Annotated in this window: 19 protein-coding genes; 7 read left to right on the forward strand and 12 right to left on the reverse strand. The window is 71.4% G+C overall.

Translation table 11 applies throughout. From position 1 onward, the window contains the following. The first annotated feature begins 234 nt into the window (after nt 1–234). The 3 genes from ACFPLC_RS12680 to ACFPLC_RS12690 all read left to right on the forward strand — a co-directional run bounded on the left by ACFPLC_RS12680 (nt 235) and on the right by ACFPLC_RS12690 (nt 4,229). Nucleotides 235–1,869: an ABC transporter ATP-binding protein gene (locus ACFPLC_RS12680; protein WP_378190554.1), complete on the forward strand. Its 1,635-nt coding sequence runs from the start codon at nt 235–237 to the stop codon at nt 1,867–1,869. After that, on the forward strand, nt 1,866–3,611 hold the full coding sequence (locus tag ACFPLC_RS12685) for an ABC transporter ATP-binding protein (RefSeq protein ID WP_378190557.1): 1,746 nt from the start codon (nt 1,866–1,868) through the stop codon (nt 3,609–3,611). Before ACFPLC_RS12680 ends, ACFPLC_RS12685 begins: the two co-directional genes overlap by 4 nt. 192 nt (nt 3,612–3,803) lie before the next feature. Continuing rightward, nucleotides 3,804–4,229, forward strand: a complete 426-nt coding sequence (locus ACFPLC_RS12690; protein WP_378190558.1) for a pyridoxamine 5'-phosphate oxidase family protein — start codon at nt 3,804–3,806, stop codon at nt 4,227–4,229. A gap of 92 nt (nt 4,230–4,321) precedes the next feature. On the opposite strand, the gene purQ is transcribed toward ACFPLC_RS12690, so the two are convergent. Then, a complete protein-coding gene (gene purQ / locus ACFPLC_RS12695; RefSeq protein WP_191315274.1) occupies nt 4,322–4,999 on the reverse strand; it encodes a phosphoribosylformylglycinamidine synthase subunit PurQ in 678 nt (225 codons plus the stop codon). Beyond that, nucleotides 4,996–5,235 carry a phosphoribosylformylglycinamidine synthase subunit PurS gene (gene purS / locus ACFPLC_RS12700; protein WP_125308766.1) on the reverse strand — a complete coding sequence of 80 codons (240 nt, stop codon included), beginning with the start codon at nt 5,233–5,235 and terminating at the stop codon, nt 4,996–4,998. The genes purQ and purS overlap by 4 nt, the downstream gene beginning before the upstream one ends. A 155-nt stretch (nt 5,236–5,390) precedes the next feature. Between purS and ACFPLC_RS12705 the strand changes: the two genes are divergently transcribed. Continuing rightward, nucleotides 5,391–6,965 carry a GMC family oxidoreductase gene (locus ACFPLC_RS12705; protein WP_378190563.1) on the forward strand — a complete coding sequence of 525 codons (1,575 nt, stop codon included), beginning with the start codon at nt 5,391–5,393 and terminating at the stop codon, nt 6,963–6,965. A 108-nt stretch (nt 6,966–7,073) separates the two neighbouring features. Here the strand turns inward: ACFPLC_RS12705 and ACFPLC_RS12710 are convergent, their stop codons facing one another. After that, a complete protein-coding gene (locus ACFPLC_RS12710; protein WP_378190565.1) occupies nt 7,074–8,570 on the reverse strand; it encodes an aldehyde dehydrogenase family protein in 1,497 nt (498 codons plus the stop codon). A gap of 33 nt (nt 8,571–8,603) precedes the next feature. Continuing rightward, the gene (locus ACFPLC_RS12715) at nt 8,604–9,743 is read right to left on the reverse strand and encodes an MFS transporter (RefSeq protein ID WP_378190567.1); all 1,140 of its coding nucleotides are present in this window, start codon (nt 9,741–9,743) and stop codon (nt 8,604–8,606) included. A 61-nt stretch (nt 9,744–9,804) separates the two neighbouring features. Here ACFPLC_RS12715 and ACFPLC_RS12720 point away from each other — a divergent pair, with 61 nt between their 5' ends. Further along, the gene (locus ACFPLC_RS12720; RefSeq protein WP_378190569.1) at nt 9,805–10,734 is read left to right on the forward strand and encodes an ArsR/SmtB family transcription factor; all 930 of its coding nucleotides are present in this window, start codon (nt 9,805–9,807) and stop codon (nt 10,732–10,734) included. 230 nt (nt 10,735–10,964) lie between these two features. Here the strand turns inward: ACFPLC_RS12720 and ACFPLC_RS12725 are convergent, their stop codons facing one another. Continuing rightward, a complete protein-coding gene (locus tag ACFPLC_RS12725; RefSeq protein ID WP_378190571.1) occupies nt 10,965–11,843 on the reverse strand; it encodes a hypothetical protein in 879 nt (292 codons plus the stop codon). Between the two features lie 254 nt (nt 11,844–12,097). On the opposite strand from ACFPLC_RS12725, the gene ACFPLC_RS12730 reads away from it, so the two are divergent. Beyond that, nucleotides 12,098–12,733 (forward strand): MBL fold metallo-hydrolase, encoded by a 636-nt coding sequence (locus ACFPLC_RS12730; RefSeq protein WP_378190573.1) that lies wholly within the window; start codon nt 12,098–12,100, stop codon nt 12,731–12,733. Here ACFPLC_RS12730 and ACFPLC_RS12735 read toward each other — a convergent pair. From ACFPLC_RS12735 to ACFPLC_RS12745, 3 genes are all read right to left on the reverse strand, one after another. Then, the gene (locus ACFPLC_RS12735) at nt 12,730–13,425 is read right to left on the reverse strand and encodes a DUF2334 domain-containing protein (RefSeq protein ID WP_378190575.1); all 696 of its coding nucleotides are present in this window, start codon (nt 13,423–13,425) and stop codon (nt 12,730–12,732) included. The genes ACFPLC_RS12730 and ACFPLC_RS12735 overlap by 4 nt on opposite strands. A gap of 74 nt (nt 13,426–13,499) precedes the next feature. Continuing rightward, a complete protein-coding gene (locus tag ACFPLC_RS12740; RefSeq protein ID WP_378190577.1) occupies nt 13,500–13,964 on the reverse strand; it encodes an NADPH-dependent FMN reductase in 465 nt (154 codons plus the stop codon). After that, nucleotides 13,885–14,889 carry a phosphoribosylaminoimidazolesuccinocarboxamide synthase gene (locus ACFPLC_RS12745; RefSeq protein ID WP_378190579.1) on the reverse strand — a complete coding sequence of 335 codons (1,005 nt, stop codon included), beginning with the start codon at nt 14,887–14,889 and terminating at the stop codon, nt 13,885–13,887. Before ACFPLC_RS12745 ends, ACFPLC_RS12740 begins: the two co-directional genes overlap by 80 nt. A gap of 47 nt (nt 14,890–14,936) precedes the next feature. On the opposite strand from ACFPLC_RS12745, the gene ACFPLC_RS12750 reads away from it, so the two are divergent. Next, nucleotides 14,937–15,743 carry an SAM hydrolase/SAM-dependent halogenase family protein gene (locus ACFPLC_RS12750; RefSeq protein WP_378190581.1) on the forward strand — a complete coding sequence of 269 codons (807 nt, stop codon included), beginning with the start codon at nt 14,937–14,939 and terminating at the stop codon, nt 15,741–15,743. Here the strand turns inward: ACFPLC_RS12750 and ACFPLC_RS12755 are convergent. From ACFPLC_RS12755 to ACFPLC_RS12770, 4 genes are all read right to left on the reverse strand, one after another. Then, entirely contained in the window at nt 15,626–16,507 is an 882-nt protein-coding gene (locus ACFPLC_RS12755; protein WP_378190583.1) for an MOSC domain-containing protein, read from the reverse strand. The genes ACFPLC_RS12750 and ACFPLC_RS12755 overlap by 118 nt on opposite strands. A 62-nt stretch (nt 16,508–16,569) precedes the next feature. After that, entirely contained in the window at nt 16,570–17,310 is a 741-nt protein-coding gene (locus ACFPLC_RS12760) for an amino acid ABC transporter ATP-binding protein (protein WP_191315285.1), read from the reverse strand. Further along, nucleotides 17,307–18,071 carry an amino acid ABC transporter permease gene (locus tag ACFPLC_RS12765; RefSeq protein WP_378190585.1) on the reverse strand — a complete coding sequence of 255 codons (765 nt, stop codon included), beginning with the start codon at nt 18,069–18,071 and terminating at the stop codon, nt 17,307–17,309. The genes ACFPLC_RS12760 and ACFPLC_RS12765 overlap by 4 nt, the downstream gene beginning before the upstream one ends. 6 nt (nt 18,072–18,077) lie before the next feature. Beyond that, nucleotides 18,078–18,857 carry an ABC transporter substrate-binding protein gene (locus tag ACFPLC_RS12770; protein ID WP_378190587.1) on the reverse strand — a complete coding sequence of 260 codons (780 nt, stop codon included), beginning with the start codon at nt 18,855–18,857 and terminating at the stop codon, nt 18,078–18,080. Between the last annotated feature and the right edge of the window lies 1 nt (nt 18,858).

Raw genomic sequence — 18,858 nt, forward strand, 5'->3', positions numbered from 1 at the left:
CGAGCGCCGGCGGTGCTGCTGGGGACAACTCGGGCGCGTGCGCGCCGTTGGGGACAACTCGAGGCGCGGCTCGGGCGGCGGTCCGGAAATGTCGGTGGCCGCGAGTAACGTTGAAACCGGGGGTCCCCCGAGTGGCTGGGGCGCGCGGCTGCCCGGAAGGGCACCCGGCGGTGGCGGTCGGAGCGCGCGAAAATCGGTCGCCTTCTGCTGGTCGGCGGCTTACCGTCGGGAATCGTGCTTTCCGCCACGTATCCCTTTCCGCCGCTGCGGCTGCCCGCGCGGCCGACCGCGAGCCGCTTCCTGCTCGCCGTGTTCCGGGCCCGGCTCGGCACGGTGCTCGGGGCCGCCGCGATCGGTGTCGTCTGGGCGCTGCCCGGTGCGCTGCTGCCGCTGGTCGTCGGGCAGGGCATCGGCGCCATCGGCGCGCACGACGGTGCCGCCGTCGCGCGGTGGGCGCTGGTCGCGGCCGCGCTCGGGCTGGTGCAAACGCTCTTCGGGACCTGGCTGCACTTCCTCAACTACGGCCTGTGGCTGCACGGCGCGGGCTCGACCCAGCGGCTCGTGTCGGCGCACACCACGCGCGTCGGCGCCGGGCTGCGCGAGCAGACCACGACCGGCAACCTCGTCGCGATCTCCACCACCGACATCAACCACATCGGCAACACCGTCGAGATGACCGGCCGCGCGTTCGGCTCGCTGCTGGCGTTCGTGGTGGTCGCGGTGTGGCTGGTTTCGACGTCGCCGCTGCTGGGCGTGGTCGCGCTGGTCGGCGTGCCCGTCGCGGTGCTCGGCATCGGGCCGCTGCTCGCCCCGCTCCAGAAGCGCAAGGCGAAGCAGCGCGAGAAGCGCGGAGACGTCAACGCCCTCGGCGCGGACATCGTGTCCGGCCTGCGGATCCTGCGCGGCATCGGCGGCGAGCGGCGGTTCTTCGCCCGCTTCCGCGACACGAGCCAGCGGGTGCGGCGGGCCGGCGTCGAGGTCGGCAAGGCCGAGGCGTGGCTGGCCGCGGCGGAGATCGCGCTGCCCGGCCTGGTCACCGTGGTGATCACCTGGCTCGGCGCGCGGCTGGCCGTGGCCGGCTCGATCGACGTCGGCCAGCTGGTGGCGTTCTACGGCGTCTCGGCCTTCCTGATCTGGCCGGTCAACGCCGCGACGGAGGCCGTCGGGTCGATCACGTCGGGCCTGGTCGCGTCGCGGAAGGTGGTGGCGCTGCTGGCGATCCGCCCGAAGCTGGCGGACCCGGAGACGCCGGTGCCGCTGCCCGGCGGCCCGCTGGAACTGGTGGACACCGAGTCCGGGGTCCGGGTGGCGCCCGGCCGCCTGACGGTCGTCGACTTCGGGGCCGGCGGCGAAGCGGTGGCCGACCGGCTGGCGCGGTTCGCCGATCCGGCCGAGGGCGAAGAGGTGCTGGTCGGCGGCGTCCGGGCGGACCACGTGGCGCTCGCGGAGCTGCGGCGGCGGATCGTCTACGCGCACAACCAGGACATCTGGTTCTCGGGCGTGCTGCGCGAGCAGCTGGCGCCGGCGCGGCCGGGCGGCGTCAGCCTCACCGAAGCGCTGTACACGGCCGACGCCGACGACATCGTCGAGGCGCTGCCCGACGGCATCGACGAGGTGATCGGCGAGCGCGGCCGCGAGGTGTCCGGCGGCCAGCGACAACGGCTGAACCTGGCCCGCGCGCTGGCGACCGACGCCGACGTCCTGGTGCTCGACGAGCCGACGTCGGCCGTCGACGCGCACACGGAGGCCCGCATCACCGAACGCGTCGCCGAGCTGCGGCGCGGCCGGACGACGGTGGTGTTCAGCCAGAGTCCCTTGTGGACACATGTAGCGGACGAAGTCTTCACGGCAAAGGCAGTGACGGTATGAAACGGCTTCCCACGGCGGCCCGGCGGGACGTCCGCCGCTGGGCCTGGCAGACGACCATGAGCCACAAACGCGAGTTCGGCCTGCTGCTCGGCTCGCTGGCCGTGGCCACGCTGATCGGCCTGGCCGGGCCGCAGCTGCTCGGCTCGCTCGTCGACGACGTCGCGGCCGGCACCACGACCACGCACGTCGACGTGCTGGCGGTGGTGTTCGTCGCCATCCTGCTGCTGCAGGCGGTGGCGCGGAAGGTCGCGCGGATGCGTGGCGCGGTGTTCGGCGAGCTGGTGCTCGCCGAGACGCGCGAGGAGTTCGTCGGGACGGCGCTGCAGCTGCCGCTGGGCACGGTCGAGGCGGCCGGCACCGGCGACCTGCTCAGCCGCGCCACCACCGACCTCGGCCGGATCGACCACGCGGCGCGGTTCGCGGCGCCGGAGATCCTGGTCGCGACGGTGACCGTGGTGTTCACGATCGTCGCCATGGTGGTGACGTCGCCGCTGCTGTCGCTGGGCCTGCTGGTCGCGCTGCCGCTGCTGGTGCCGGTGAACGTCTGGTACCAGCGGCGGATCCCGTCGGTCATGCAGTGGATGCTCGACCGCTGGGCCGACCTGACCACCAGCGTCCACGAGACCGCGGAGGGGGCGCGCACGACCGAGGCGCTCGGGCTGACCGAGCGGCGGATCGGCGCCGCGCACGACGCGCTGGAGCAGAGCATCTACGGCGAACGCCGGATGCGCGCGCTGCAGCTGCGGTGGCTGCCGTCGCTGGAGATCAGCTACGTGCTGCCGCTGGCGGTGATGCTGGTGCTGGGCCTGCTCGCGTACGCGCAGGGCTGGGCCGGGCTCGGCGAGATCACCACGATGCTGCTGTACGTGCAGGGCATGGCGGCGCCGCTGAACGAGGCCCTGTTCTGGCTGGAGGACCTACAGGTCGCGGCGGCCGCGGCGCGCCGGATCCTCGGCGTCCGGTCGGTCGCGGTGGAGGACGTGGCGAAGGTGGCGGAGGTGCCGCGCGGGCGGGACATCGACGTGCACGACGTCCGGTTCAGCTACACCGCCGACCGCGAGGTGCTGCACGGCATCGACCTGCGGGTCCCGCGCGGCGAACGGCTCGCGATCGTCGGGCCGTCGGGCGCGGGCAAGTCGACGCTCGGCCGGCTGCTGGCCGGCATCGCGGCACCGTCGGCGGGCTCGGTGCGCATCGGCGGCCAGGACGTCTCGGCGCTGGCCGACGACGTGCTGCGCGGCGAGGTGCTGCTGCTGACCCAGGAGCACCACGTGTTCTCGGGGACCCTGCGGCAGAACCTCGCCCTGCCGGCCCGCCGCGCGGGCGGCGACTGGACGGACGAGGAGCTGACGGCGGCCCTGGCGTCGGCGGGCGCGGCGGACTGGGTGGCGACCCTGCCGGCCGGGCTGGACACGAAGCTGGGGCCGGGCGAGCACCCGGTGCCGGCGGCGATCGCGCAGCAGCTGGCGCTGGCCCGGGTGGTGCTGGCGGACCCGCACACGCTGGTGCTCGACGAGGCGACCTCGCTGCTGGACACGGGCTCGGCGCGGGACCTGGAGCGGTCGCTGAACAGCGTGCTGGCGGGCCGGACGGTGATCGCGATCGCCCACCGCCTGCACACGGCCGCGGCGGCGGACCGCGTCGCGGTGGTCGAGGGCGGCCGCATCACGGAGCTGGGCCCGCACGAGGAGCTGCTGTCGGCGGGCGGCTCGTACGCGCGGCTGGTCGCGGCGGCGAGCTGAACCCAGGCCGAGGCGAACATCCGCCTCCTCGGCCCGGCCCGGCCGCCGCGAGGGCCGAGCCGGACCGTGGCGGCCGAGCTGGGCCCGCAGCGGGCGGCGAGCTGAACCGGGCGGGGGGCGGATTGGTCCGGAATGTCCGGAGCAGCGGACGTGTTGCTCCCCAGGGAGACGATCTTCTACCTGGGGAGTGCCATGTCTTTCGTGATGACCGCGGCCGAACGCGAGCAGTTCCTGAGCGGCGCGCACGTCGGGGTGCTGGCGGTGGAGCGCGCCGGCCGGGCGCCGCTGGCCGTGCCGGTTTGGTACGACTACGAACCCGGCGGCGAGCTGCTGATCTGGATGGAGCGCGACACGGTCAAGGACCGGTCGATCCGCGCGGCGGGCCGGCTGAGCCTGGTGGCCCAGGACGAGAACCCGCCCTACAAGTACGTGACGGCCGAGGGCCCGGTGATCGCGAACGACGAGCCCCCGACGCGCGAGCAGGCGCTGCGGATCGCGAAGCGGTACTGGCCGGAGGACCAGGCGACGGCTTACGTCGACTCCGCGCTCGGGGAGCGGTCGGTGCTGGTCCGGGTCCGGCCCGAGAAGTGGCTGTCGAACGACCAGAGCAAGAGCTGACCTTGCTCCGGGGCTGTGGACAACTCGAGTCCGCAGCCCCGGAACTGTCAGTGCCCCCCGCTAGCATGGATACCGGGGGGCGCGGCCCGCCCTCAGGCCTTGACCAGCGCGTCCACCGCGCTGAAGAACATGCCGAGCCCGTCGTCCGACGGCCCGGTCAGCGCGTCGATCGCGTGCTCCGGGTGCGGCATCAGCCCGACGACCCGGCCGTTTTCGCTGCGGATCCCGGCGATGTCGTTGCGCGACCCGTTCGGGTTGCCGCCGACGTACCGGAACACCACGCGGCCTTCGCCCTCCAGCTCGTCCAAAGTGGACTGCTCGGCCACGTAGCAGCCGTCGATGTTCTTCATCGGGATGAGGATCTCCGCGCCTTCGTCGTAGCGCGTGGTCCACGCGGTGGACGTGTTCTCCACGCGCAGCCACTGGTCGCGGCAGATGAAGTGCAGGCCCTGGTTGCGGATCATCGCGCCCGGCAGCAGGCCGGCCTCGCACAGGATCTGGAACCCGTTGCAGATGCCGAGCACCGGCATGCCCGCGCGCGCCGCCTCGATCACCGGCGTCATGACCGGCGCGAACCGGGCGATCACGCCCGCACGCAGGTAGTCGCCGTAGGAGAAGCCGCCCGGGACGACCACCGCGTCGACGTCACGCAGGTCCTCGTCGGCGTGCCACAGCGGCACGGCCTCGCCGCCGGCGTAGCGGACCGCGCGGGCCGCGTCGCCGTCGTCCAGCGTGCCCGGGAAGGTGATGACACCGATGCGCGCGCTCACGCGTCCACCCGCTTGATCGTCCACTGCTCGATGACGGGGTTGGCGAGGAATCCCTCGGCGATCTTCTCGAGCGTCGCGTCGTCGACCGTGTCGTCGACCTCGATCTCGAAGTGCTTGCCCTGGCGGATCTCCTTGATCCCGGTGAACCCCAGGCGGCCGGCGGCGCCGAGCGCGGCCTGTCCCTGCGGGTCGAGGATTTCGGGCTTCGGCATGACGTCGACGACGACTCGGGCCACGGCAGGCTGCTCCTTATTCACGCAGGTCGTGGGTACCTCCCGAGCATAGTTCACCCTCTCGACCCCCTGGCGGGGCCCACCGGGAAACCTAAACTGGCCGACGGCGCGGAGCTGCGCCATGATGAGTCGTTGACATCTCGCCAACAGGAGGCACCGTGGCCGTCCAGGAGTCCTACGACTACGTCATCGTCGGCGCCGGCAGCGCGGGGTGCGTCCTCGCCAACCGCCTCACCGAAGATCCTTCGGCCCAGGTCCTGCTCCTCGAAGCGGGCGCGGAGGACACCGCGGACGAGATCCACATCCCGGCCGCGTTCCCGTCGCTGTTCAAGACCAAGTGGGACTGGAACTACGAGACCGTCGAGCAGAAGCACACGGGCAAGACGTCGTACTGGCCGCGCGGGAAGGTGCTCGGCGGCTGCTCGTCGATCAACGCGATGATCTACATCCGCGGCAACCGCGCCGACTACGACGGCTGGCGCGATTCTCACGGCGCTACCGGATGGGGCTGGGACGACGTCCTGCCGTACTTCAAGCGCGCCGAGGGCAACCAGCGGCTCGGCGGGCCGCTGCACGGCACCGACGGCCCGCTGCACGTCGAAGACCGCCGGTTCACCCACGAGCTGTCGCACGCCTGGGTCGACTCGGCCGTCGCGTGGGGCCTCAAGCGCACCGACGACTTCAACGGCGAGAGCCAGGAAGGCGCCGGCGTCTACCAGGTGACGTGCAAGAAGGGCCGCCGGTGGTCCACGGCGGACGCCTACCTGCGCCCGGCGCTTTCGCGGCCGAACCTGACGGTGAAGACGCTCGCGCCCGCCACCCGGGTCGTCTTCGAGGGCACGCGCGCGGTCGGCGTGTCCTATTTGGACAACGGGGTGGAACGGACGGCGCACGCTTCAGCCGAGGTCATCCTTTCGGGCGGCGCCGTCAACTCGCCGCAGCTGCTGATGGTGTCGGGCGTCGGCCCCGCCGAGCACCTGCGCGAACACGGCATCGACGTCGTCGTCGCGCTGCCCGGCGTCGGCGAGAACCTGCACGACCACCCGGCGTGCGGGATCATCTGGTCCACCCGCGACACGACCGACCTGGTCGACGCGGCTTCGCTCTTCGGCCTGGCGCGGTACCAGCTGACCCGGCGAGGTCCCTTGACGTCGAACATCGGTGAAGCGGGCGCGTTCTACCCGACCACGGACGGCCTGCCGGCGCCGGACATGCAGATCCACGTGGCGCCGACGTTGTTCTACGACAACGGGTTGCGCGAACCGACGGTTTCCGGGTTCACGTCGGCGGCGACGCTGGTGGACGTCGCGAGCCGCGGACGGCTGCGGCTGAAGTCGGCGAACCCGTTGTGGAAGCCGGAAATCGACCCGGCGTACTACGCCGAGCCGCGGGACATGGAGACGATGATCGCCGGGCTGCGGGCGTTGATCGAGATCGGGCAGGCGGGGCCGCTGCGGCGGTTCCTGGACAAGCCGTTCCTGCCGCTGCGGCACGATTTGAGCGATTCCGAGCTGGCCGAGCACATCCGGGAGAACACGCAGACGCTCTATCACCCGGTCGGGACTTGCTCGATCGGGTCGGTGGTGGATCCGGAGCTGCGGGTTCAGGGCGTGGCGGGGCTGCGGGTGGTGGATGCCTCCGTGATGCCCGTGGTGCCGCGGGGGAACACCAACGCGCCGACGATCATGGTGGCGGAGAAGGCGGCGGACCTGATCCGGGGGCGGTCGGTTTAGCGCGGCCGCGGCCCTCGGCCCCCCGGTTGTCCAGTTTACCGGCGGGCACCGACAGTTTCGGCGCTGTTCCGGGGTTGTGGACCCGAGTTGCCCACAACCCCGGGTGGCTCAGCGCTTGCCGTGGAGGATGGTCACCAGCTTGGTGACCAGCGCGTCCGTCGATTCCTTGCGGCTGAACGAAGTCAACGTGAGCGGGGCCGTGAAGCGCTGGCGGGCGATGGCCTTCGTGCGGGCGAACTCGCGCAGGCCCTCCGGTCCGTGGATGCGGCCGAAGCCCGAATCGCCGACGCCACCGAAGGGCAGCGACGCGATTCCCGCGAAGGACAGGGGCGCGTTGATCGCCGTCATGCCCGTGCGCAGCTTCTCCGCCAGCTCCACCCCGCGGGACTTCGAGAACACCGTCGAGCCCAGGCCGTACTTCGTGTTGTTCGCGCGCTCGACCGCTTCGTCCATGTCGCGGACTTTGGCGATCGTCACCGTCGGGCCGAACGTCTCCTCCGTCACCGCCTCGGAATCCTCGGGGACGTCCACCAGGACCGTCGGCTGCGCGTAGCGGTCGCCGACCGCCTCCTCGCCGCCGAGCACCGCCTTGCCGCCGCGGGACAGGGCGTCGTGGATGTGGCGTTTGATCACGCCCAGCTGGGACGGCATCGTCACCGGGCCGTACTGGGCCGCCTCGTCCGAGCCGGCGCGGACGTCCTTCGACTTCTCGACCACCTTCGCCACGAACTCGTCGTGGACCTTCTCGTGCACGTACACCCGCTCGACGCCGATGCACGTCTGGCCGGAGTTGGAGAACGCGCCCCACACCGTCGCGTCCGCCGCCGCGTCCAGATCCGCGTCCGCGTCGACGAGCACCGGGTCCTTGCCGCCCGCCTCGATGACCACCGGTGTCAGCGTCTCGGCCGCCGCGGCCATGATGCGCTTGCCCGTCGCCGTCGAGCCGGTGAAGGCGATCTTGTCGACCCCGGCTCGCACCAGCGCCGCGCCCGTCTCGCCGAAGCCGGTGATCAGCTGCAGCACCGGCTGCTCCGGGACGATCTCGGCGAACGCGTCGACCAGCCACTTCCCCACGCCCGGGGTGTACTCGCTCGGCTTGAACACCACCGCGTTGCCCGCTGCGAGCGCGTACGCGACCGAGCCGAGCGGGGTGAACACCGGGTAGTTCCACGGGCCGATCACGCCGACCACACCCAGCGGCTGGTACTCGACGGTCGCCGCCTGGTTCGACATCAGCAGCCCCGCGGACCGCTTCTGCTTGCCGAGGATTTTCTTGGCGTGCTTGCCCGCCCACGCGATGTGCTCGATGGCCAGGACGCTCTCCAGCTGCGCGTCGGCGATCGGCTTGCCGGTCTCGTTGCGGACCACCTGGCACAGCTGCGGCAGCCGCCGCGTCAGCACGCCCTTCCAGCCCTTGAGCCGCTCGGCGCGCCCGGCGAAGCCGAGGCCCGCCCACCACTCCGCCGCGACGCGCGCCCGTTCGACGGCCGCCTTGACGTCCTCCGCGGTGTGGATCGGGTAGGTTCCGACCACCTCGTCGGTCGCCGGGCTGAGCGAGTCGAAGGTCTCGCCGACCGTCGTCGGCTTCGGCTGGACGGCAGTCATCGGCGTCTCCCGTGGGTCGAGGGTCAGCCCAGGTTACGACGTTACTGACACTGTGCCAATAGATCGTCCGGGCTTCCGCACCAGCATTGCACCGGCGATCGCCGCGGCAAAGACACCGAACAACGGGGTCACCCACAGCGGCAGGACGCCCACGGCCAGCGAGCCGAGGCCGAAGCCGGCCGCCTGCACGGTGAACGACAGCGAGAACCCGGCTGACCTGCGGTTCTTCGGCAGGACGTGCTGCAGGTTGACCGACGTCGTGGCCACCAGCGGCCCGGTGCAGCCGCCGATCACCGCGACCGACCCGACCAACCCGGGCCAGCCCAGGTCGGCGGCGAGCGCGAGCCCGCCGGCCATGAACCCGGCGAGGAACAGCCGCGGATCGCCGGTCCGGCCCCGCCACGCGTAGAGCGCGCTGCCCGCGATGCTCGCGCCGCTCAGCACCGCGATCACCACCGGCGCGGCGGCCGCCGGTGCCCCGAGGCGCTGGACCAGGGGCAGCGGCGCCACCTCGATGGTCGACAGCAGCAGCCCGACGGTGAACGCGCAGCAGAGCCACGGCAGGTAGGCGCGGAGGCGGGCCGCCGGGACGTCGTCACCGGACTCCACTGGATCGGGCTCGCCCCGGCGGCGCGGGACGAGCACCGCGGCCGCCACGCTGACCGCCGCCATCACGGCGAGCGGGACGAACGTGCCGGCCACGTCGAGCAGCGCGACCAGCGCCGGGCCGCCGACCAGCACGCCTTCCATGATCATCGCGTCGACGGAGATGGCCCTGGGCAGCAGCGCGTCGTCGACCGTGTCGGCCAGGAGCGTCCGGAAGCCGCCCGAAAGCGCGCCGCCCGCGATGCCCGGCAGCAGGACGAGCGCGACCAGGACCGGGGCCGGAGCGTCGGCGGCCAGCGCCAGCACGGCGTACCCGGCGGCGGTCAGGAGCAGCAGCGCGGGCAAGCCGCGCGAAGGGCCGACGCGGTCGAGCAGCCGCCCGACCGGCACCGCGCACACCATCTCGGTGGCGACGTAGACCGACATCAGCACGCCGCCGAGCCGGTAAGAGCCGGTCGTGGCCGTGGTGAGCAGGGTGAACGCGAGCGGCGCCATGGTCGCCGGCAGCCGGGCGAACTGGACACCCGCCGACCAGCGCCAGTACGCGCGATGGGTCATCAACGACATGCCGTCACGCTCTCCTGGCGCGCTCCCGCGGCATACTGATTCGGGTGAGAGCGAATCAGCCGTGATCGAGCTGGCCCTGACCGCGGCCGGGAGCCAGCGCGTCCGCTTCGCGATCTCGCCGCTGGAGGAGGTGCTGGGCGCCGTCCAGACGCTGCTCGGCATCCGGCGGCACCCCGCGCCCCTGCCGTGGCTCTCCGGCGTCCCCGACGTGCCGGAGCTGACGGCGGTGCTGAGCGCGCGGCACTACATCACCGAGTTCCTGAGCCCGCCGCCCGACGGCCCCGAGACGACCGCCGAAGCGCAGCTCGAGGTGGTCCGCGCGACGCCGCCGGAGCAGGTGGCGCTGGAGCTGGACATGGTCGACGCGGACCTGTCCGGGCTGCCGGCCGACCCGGCGGCCGCGCGCGACCTGCTGGCCGGCCAGCTGGAGACGGTGTGGCGGTCGGTGCTGGCGCCGCAGTGGCTCCGCCTGCGCGAGCTGCTCGCGGCGGACATCGCGCACCGGACGCGGCAGCTCGGCTCGGGCGGGCTCGCGGCAATGCTGGCGGAGCTCCACCCGCGCGTCCGGCTGTCGGGGACGTCGGTACTGGTCGACGTCCGGGCCCGCGAGCGGCTTTCGATCGACTCGCGCGGGCTGCTGCTGATCCCGGCGGTGTTCGCGTGGCCGAACGTCGGGGTGGTGACGGTGCCGCCGTGGCAGGTTTCGCTGCTGTACCCGGCGCGCGGAGTAGGTTCGCTGTGGAGCACCTCCGCGCCGTCCGAACCGCTGGTCGAGGTGCTCGGCCGGACGCGAGCGCTGCTGCTGACCACGCTCGACACCCCCGCGGCGACGACCGACCTGGCCCACCGGCACGGACTGGCGGCGGCGACGGTTTCGGCGCACCTGACGGCGTTGCGTGGCGCGGGGTTGCTGGCTTCGGAGCGGCGGGGGCATCGGGTGCTGTACCGGCGGACGGAGCTGGGAGACGCGTTGCTGACGGGGAAGCTTTGACCAGCAGTTGTCGACAAATTCTCCAGCAAGCGACCAGGGAATTGTGGTTGAGTCAGCCTTTCGTGGGTTTCGGCGGACACGGAGTCGTCGAGGCGCTAGAGTCGCGGTCTTCGGCCGGAACCTCGGCCGGACTGGTGTGATGACTAAGTCGAGGATGGTCAATGATTCACCAAGGTGGCGAAGGCGGAGACACGTAGTTTCGCCTGCAACAGCCCCGTCGCTCGGACGGGTTACCTCGGCTTTTTGAGGTCGAGGCGCATCCCGACGCGAAGGCGTGGCGGGATGTTCCTCGCCACCAGGCACACCTCGGTGGGCCCGGCACCGTTGCGCCGGACCGCCAGCGAGTAGTCGTGCTGCCCCTTCAGCAGGCCGATCGCATCACAGGCCACGTCACTGCCTTCGGGCAGTTGAATCGCGTACTCCAAGTAGTCGGTGACACACGCGAACCTCAACGCGAATTCGTCCGGGCGCCGATCCCGCATCAGGGGAGCACATTTACCGGGCCACACCTTTTCGATCACCATGACGATTTCGTCGCCCCGCCTCGCCGGACTGCCGAAATGCGCGATGATTTCGAGCCTTCCATCGTTCAGCCAAGTCGAAGTCGCATCTCGACGGGTGCCGCCGATACCGTCGACTTCCAGCGACTTGACATCCACCTTCACTTTGCGGCGCGCGCGTTCGGACTGCTTCCACCCCGCACCCGTGCGGATGGCGAAGAAGTCGAGCAAATCGCATTCGACGATCGCCTTGACGGTGATCACCTCGCTGGCGTCGCCGTTCGGCCGCACCACGGCGGACTCCACCCAGCTGGCGATCCGCCACGAGTGACCGTGGCGCTCCTTGAGGACCGTGCAGTAGTACTGGAGCAACCGGCGGTCGAGCTCCGTTCGTGACCGCCATTCCACCCGGTTCGCGATCAGGAGGATGTACAACCCGATCACCCCGAGCAGCACCGCCACGATTGCGCCCGCCTTTATCGCCGAGTTGCCCAGCAACGCACTGAGCAAGCCGCCGAAGGCCAGGATTCCCAGCACGCCTTCCACCAGACCGACAATGCCGGTGTAGATGACATATTCTCGGAGCCAGCCGAGGAAGCTCTTCAGCATTGGGCGCCCCACTCCCTTGCCGCAACGGGTGCCGGACGCTCAAGAATAAGTCATTGCCGCATCTTCCGACCAAGTTGCTCCGTCCGAGTGGACAAATTGGTGACATTCTCGAAAAACGGAAACCGAGCGTCACCGCCGCCGCGGATTTCGGTCCGGCAGCGGAGGAGGGGCCGCCCCTCGGCCACCGAGCGTGTTGGCGGGCCGCCGACAACCTGCCTAGGCTGGGATCGACCACCCGTGAAGGAGTACCAACGATGCGTATCGTCCATTTCGGACACGCCTGCCTGTTGCTGGAGACCGGTTCCGAGCGGATCCTGATCGATCCCGGCGTCTTCTCCACCGGCTTCGAGGGTGAGCGGGAGCTGTCCGCCGTGCTGGTGACGCACCAGCACTTCGACCACCTCGACGTCGAGCGGCTGCCCCGGGTCCTCGAAGCCAATCCCGGTGCCAAGCTGATCGTCGATCCCGGCTCCGCTCCCGAGGTCGAAAAGCTGGGCCTGGAGTTCGACGTCGCCAACGTCGGGGACGCCTTCGCCGTCGGGGACACCTCGATCAAGGCCGTCGGCGGGGAGCACTCCGTCATCCACTCCGACATCCCCGTCATCCCGAACATCGGGTACGTCTTCGACGACGGTGCCTTCTTCCACCCCGGCGACTCGTTCTTCGTTCCGGAGCAGAAGATCGACGTGCTCGGGCTGCCCACCGGCGCTCCGTGGCTGAAGGCCGGGGAGGCCGTCGACTACCTGCGGGCCGTGGCGCCGCGGGTGGCCGTTCCCATCCACGAAGCCGTGCTCGCCAATCCGGCCATGCACTACGGCCTGTTCGGCAACCTCGCGCCCGAAGGGTCCGAGGTCAAGGTGCTCGACCGGGGTGAACCGGCGAAGTTCTAGGCCGCGACCGCGCGCAGCGAACCGTAGGTCGCGCCGAACGCGCGGTTCTCCAGGGCGACGTCCACCGCGTCGAGCAGGGCCTGGCGGAGGCCGGGTCGGGTCAGGTCCGTGGCTGTGACCCCCAGCCGGACCAGCCCGCCCCGGCGGGCCGAGCGCGCCGCCGCCAGCACCAGCGCGAAGCAGCGCACCGTCTCCGTGCGGTGCGACTGGCTCGTGAACTCACTCACCCGCGCGCGGCGCACCTCGCCGGTGACGAGGTCCCGCACCGCGCCGAGGTCCGCGCACAGCCGGAAACCGTGCTCGGCCAGCGCCTGCAGCGTGCCGGGGGAGGCGATCCAGCGCGGCGGCGCGAAGCCGTCCACCGACAGCCCCGCGTTGTCCAGCGCGGCCTTCGCGGCGATCAGGCGCAGGCGTGCCTCGTGCGCCGGCAGCGCCGCGAACTCCGCCTTCTTGCCCAGGTGCACCGTGCGGTGCGTGGGCGTGACGGTGTGGTCGTAGCCGTGCAGCAGCACGGAATCACCGCCGCGGGCGCGGGTGCGCACCCACTCCGTCACCGGGCCTTCGCCGGTGCGGGCGGCGTACAGCACCGACAGCGGCACCTTGCGGCGGTCGAGCTCGGCCGCGAGGTCGGCGCACCGGTGCAGCGTGCGCGGGGTGATTCCCGACAGCGATACCAGCAAGCGAGCGTCCACGCCTTCATTGGGACGCACGCGTCTGACGTCGCCGTGAACTGCGCAGAACGGGCGAGCGTCCGTTGCCGGAAGGGTCAGGCACCCTGGCGCAGCCGCGACACCGCCACAGCGATCCGGCCGCGCAGGTCGGGATCGGCGACCTGGCCGTCGGCGACGTCCGCCCGCGAGACCGGGATCCGCGCGCACGCCTCCTCGACGATCTTCGCCCCCGCGTACGTCAGGACCTTGCGCAGCGAGTCGTGGGCGTCCCGGCCGCCGGTCGGGGCCGCGACCGAGGACGCGTTGATCCACGCCACCGGCTTGCCGTACATCTCGCCGCCGCCGACCGTCCAGTCGAGGAGGTTCTTGAACGAGCCCGGCAGGCCGCCCGCGTACTCCGGCGTGCAGATCAGGACCGCGTCGGCCTCCTTCAGCGCGGCACGCAGCGCCGCGACCTCGGGGTGCAGCGGGTCGCGGTCGTCATCGGGGTTGAAGTGCGGCAGGTCGCCTAGGCCGGTGTACGTCTTGCTCGCGGTGAGGGTCGCGACGGTCCCCAGCACCGCCGCATTGCCCGAGCCGGCTCGCAGGCTGCCGCAGATCAGCAGGATCACGCGGCCAGTCTGCCAGCGAAAGCCCGGTGATGCGGTGGTACGCCTCGAAGTACCGGTCGCGCGTGGCCGTCACCACTTCGGGTGGCAACGGCGGCAGCGCGGACACGCAGTCCCAGCCGGACGCCGGGTCGACCAGCCAGTCGCGCACGTGCTGCTTGTCGAACGACGGCTGCGGGACGCCGGGCTGGTGACCGTCGGCGAGCCAGTAGCGCGCCGAATCCGGCGTCAGCAGCTCGTCGGCGAGCACCAGGTCGCCGTCGCGGCCGATGCCGAACTCGAACTTCGTGTCGGCCAGCAGCAGGCCCTGCTCGGCCGCGCGCGCCGCGCCCCGGCGGTACAGCTCCAGGGACGCCTCCCGGACCTCCTCGGCGAGCGCGCGGCCGAGCACCGACACGCAGGTGTCGAAGTCGATGTTCTCGTCCTTCTCCCCCGGCAGCGCCTTGGTGGACGGCGTGAAGATCGGCTCGGGCAGCCGCGCCGATTCCGCCAGCCCGGGCGGCAGCGCCAGCCCGCACACCCGCCCGGACCGGCGGTAGTCGGCGTATCCGCGGCCGGTGAGGTAGCCGCGCACGACCGCCTCTACCGGCAGCATGTCGAGCCGCTCGACCAGCAGCGCGCGGCCGCGGACGGACTCGGGGATGAGCGGCCCCTCGCACGTCACGAGGTGGTTCGGGAGGACGTCGGCGAGCTCGCGGAACCAGAACACGCTCATCGCGGTGAGCACGAGGCCCTTGCCGGGGACCGGCGTGGGGAAGACGCGCTCGAAGGCGGAGATGCGGTCGGAGGCGACGACCAGCAGGTGGTCGCTTCCCACGGCGTAGAGGTCGCGGACCTTGCCCGTGGCGAGCCGCTCGAGGGTGGGGAGGGGTGTCACGCACCGAACCCTAACGGGCACCCTCCGCCACCATGGATGATGCTGGCATGGCGTACGACTGGATCTCGGTGACGACCGACTACGGCCTGCGCGACGGCTTCGTGGCGGCCTGCCACGGCGTGATCGCGCGGCTCGCGCCCGCGGTGCGGGTGATCGACGTGACCCACGAGGTGCCGCCCCAGGACATCCGCCACGGGGCGATGGCGCTGGCCCAGACCGTCCCCTACCTGCCGGAATCGGTGCACGTGGCCGTCGTCGACCCCGGTGTCGGCACGACCCGGCTCGGCGTGGTCGTCGTCGCGGAGGACGGGCTGCTCGTCGGGCCGGACAACGGCCTGCTGCTGCCGGCCGCGCAGGCTCTCGGCGGGGTCCGGGCGGCCTACGAGCTCGCCGAGCCGTCGCTGCGGCTGCCGGCGACGTCGGCGACGTTCCACGGGCGGGACGTCTTCGCGCCCGCGGCCGCGCACCTGGCCCTGGGCGTCGCCCCGTCGGACTTCGGCGACCCGGTGGACGGCCTGGTCGCGATGCCGGAGCCGTTCGTGGCGGCGTTCCCGGGGAAGCTCGTGTCGGAGGTGCTGACGGTCGACCACTTCGGCAACGTCCAGCTGGCCGCGACCCCGGCGGACCTCGAGCTCTCGGGCCTGTCCGGCGCGGTGACCGTGCACAGCGAGCGGGTGGCGGTGTCCACGGTGCTCGGGCGGACCTTCGCCGACGTGCCCGCCGGCGCTTCGGTGCTCTACACCGACTCGGCGGGACGGCTCGCCGTCGCCGTGAACGGCGGCTCCGCGGCGGCCGTGCTCGGGCTCGGGCCGGCCCAGGAGTGCACGATCACCTCGTCGCCGACGGCGACCTGACCGGGGCGCAGCACCGCGGCCTTCATCCCGAAGACGACGCCGCCCTGCGGAGAACGCCGGTAGGTCGCGAGGGTGCGGATCGGCTCGGGACCGGCCCTCGCGCCGGTCTCCTGGTCGATCATCGGGACCTGGCAGCGGACGCACTGCTCGGCGTACCCGATCCGCGCGGTGCCGACGGTCAGTTCGCGGGCGTCGTCTTCGCGGTGGGGTTCGGCCCAGCCGGCGATGACGATGTTGGGGCGGAAGCGATCCATCGGGACGGGCTCGCCCTGCCCGGCGGCGATCCGCTCATTCAGGGTGTCCAAAGAGGACTCGGAAGCGACGAGCAGCGCGTGCCCGTCGGGGAAGGCGGCCGCACCCGGGGTCTCACCGCCGGTGACGCGGTGGTGGTCGGGGGTGAGGCCGATCAGTTCGGCGGCCCGGCCGAGCAGATCGGAGAACCACTCGTCGGCTCGGGGGTCTTGCCGGACGCCTTCGCCGTCCCACCCCGCCATCGACACCGGGCGCCGCGGGCCGTCGCGCCGGATGCCGACGACGAGGTCTTCACGGCCGGGAGCGGACAGCGCGAGCCGGTCGCCGAGCACCCGCGGCCGGACGGTCGCCAGGACCGGGTGCGGCCGCTGGGTGAGGATCTCGCTGTCCGGGGTGATGACCTGGAAGACGCGGTCGTTCGGGAGCCCGGTGCGGGTCACCTCGGCGGCGGGCACGTCGATGCCGGCGCAGGACTTGACCGGGTAGTACGTCAGCCGAGCGATTCTCGCCATCTTCGCAGGTTACCCGGGCTGCGGCCGCCGAAGCGTCCTCTTTTCAGAGCACCCTGCGAGGTTCACAGGACCTGCGAGAGGAACCGCTGCAAGCGGGGGCTTTGCGGCTCGTCGAAGATCTCCGCCGGTGGGCCCTGCTCCACGATGCGGCCCGCGTCCATGAACGCCACCTCGTCGGCCACGCTCCGGGCGAAGCCCATCTCGTGCGTCACCACGATCAGGGTCAGGCCCCGCGAGGCCAGGCCCGCCATCAGGTTCAGCACGCCCTTGACCAGCTCCGGGTCCAGCGCGCTCGTCGCCTCGTCGAAGAGCATCACCTCGGGGTCCATCGCCAGCGCCCGGGCGATGGCCACGCGCTGCTGCTGGCCGCCGGACAAGGCGCTGGGCCGGTACGGGGCCTTGTCCGCCAGGCCGACGTCCGCCAAGCGCGCGCGGGCGATGGCCGAGGCCTCCTCCTTGCTCAGTTTCTTCACGCTGCGCAGCGGGAGCACGATGTTGTCCAGCACGCTCCGGTGGCCGAAGAGGTTGAAGTGCTGGAACACCATGCCGACGCGCTGGCGCAGCGCGTCCGGATCGGCCTTGATCACCGACTCGCCGTCGAGCAGCAGGTCGCCGGAATCGGGCTCCTGCAAGCGGTTCACGCAGCGCAGGAGCGTCGACTTGCCGGAGCCGGACGGGCCGATGACGCACGTCGTCTTGCCGCTTTCCACGCGGAGGTCGACCCCACGCAGGACTTCGAGCGTGCCGAAGCTGACGTGGATGTCCCGCAGCTCCACACTGGACGAACGCACCGCCGTGGTCACGAGGGGACCTTTCCGCTGGCCACCAGGTCCAGCTCGTCTCCGTCGCCCGGCTCGTCGACGCGCACCTTGCGGCCGGTCCGGAGCTTCTTGTCGATGTAGTTGACCAGGTGCGTCAGCGGCACGGTGATCACCAGGAAGAACACGCCCGCCGCGACCAGCGGGGACAGGTTGCCCGTGTTCGCCGCGAGGTCCTGGCCGATCCGGAACAGCTCGCGCTGCCCGGACAGCAGGCCGAGCACGTAGACCAGGCTGGAGTCCTTGACCAGCGCGATGAACTGGTTCACCAGCGCCGGCAGCACCCGCCGGACGCCCTGGGGGATGATCACCAGCAGCATCGCCTTGGTGTAGCTCATCCCGAGCGCCCGGCTGGCCTCCATCTGCCCCTTGTCGACGCTCTGGATGCCGGACCGGAAGATCTCGCCGATGTAGGCGGCCGCGATCAGCGACAGCGCCAGGATGCCCATCGGGTACGGGTTCGTGCCGACGACGTCCCGCGCCAGCGTGCCGAGGCCCTGGCCGATCAGCAGGATCGTCAGGATCGCCGGCAACCCGCGGAAGATGTCCGTGTACACCCGCGCGGGCCAGCGCAGCCACCACTTGGTGGACAGGCCCATGACGGCCAGCACCATGCCCACCACCGTGCCGATCAGCGCCGAGGACACCGACAGGATCAGCGTGTTCAGCAGGCCGGTCTTCAGCAGGTCCGGCAGGACTTGGGAGATGTAATCCCAGCTGAGGAACGTATTGATGAAATCGTTCACAGTGGACTACTGCCCCGGCTTGAACTCGGCGGGCACCGGCGCGGTGGGCTCGAACTGGTCGTGCACCTTGACCCAGGTGCCGTCCGCGATGACCTTCTTCAGGCCGTCGTTGATCTTGTCGATCAGCTCGGTGTTGCCCTTCTTGAAGGCGAACCCGTGCGGGATGGTCGTGGTGATCGCTTTGGTCACCTTGAGCTTCGCGTCGGCGTTGTTCTTCGCGTAGTCCTCGGCGGTGGCCTGGTCGAACACCGCGCCGTCGATCGCGCCGGTCTTGAGGGCGTTGAGGGCGGCGGCGTCGTTGGGGAACCGGACGGCCTGCGCGGTCGGCGCGTTCGTGCCGAGCCAGGTGTCCGAGACCGTGCCCTGGACGACGCCGACCCGCTTGCCGGACAAGGAGTTCTCGTCGGTGATGCCGGCGGTTTCCTTGGCTTCGATGCCGAGGGCCTGGTAGTTGTACGGCGCCGAGAAGTCGACCGTCTTCTTGCGGGCGTCGGTCTGCGAGATCGCCGAACTGCCGATGTCGAACGTGCCGTTGGCGACCTGGCCCAGCAGCGCCGAGAACTCGGTCGCGGCGAACTCCAGCTTCAGGCCCTCCTTCGCCGCGATGGCCTTCAGCAGCTCGTTGTCGAAGCCGGTGTAGTTGCCGTTCTCCTGGTAGGCGTTCGGCTTCGAGTCGCTCAGCGTGCCGACGCGCAGGGTCTTCCCGCCGCCGTTGTCCGAGCCGCCGCACGCCGTGAGCGCGGCCAGCAGGGTCGCGGTGAGCGCCGTGACCAGTGTCTTCCTCATG

Source organism: Amycolatopsis plumensis, from assembly GCF_042652605.1.
GTDB classification, from domain to species: domain Bacteria; phylum Actinomycetota; class Actinomycetes; order Mycobacteriales; family Pseudonocardiaceae; genus Amycolatopsis; species Amycolatopsis plumensis.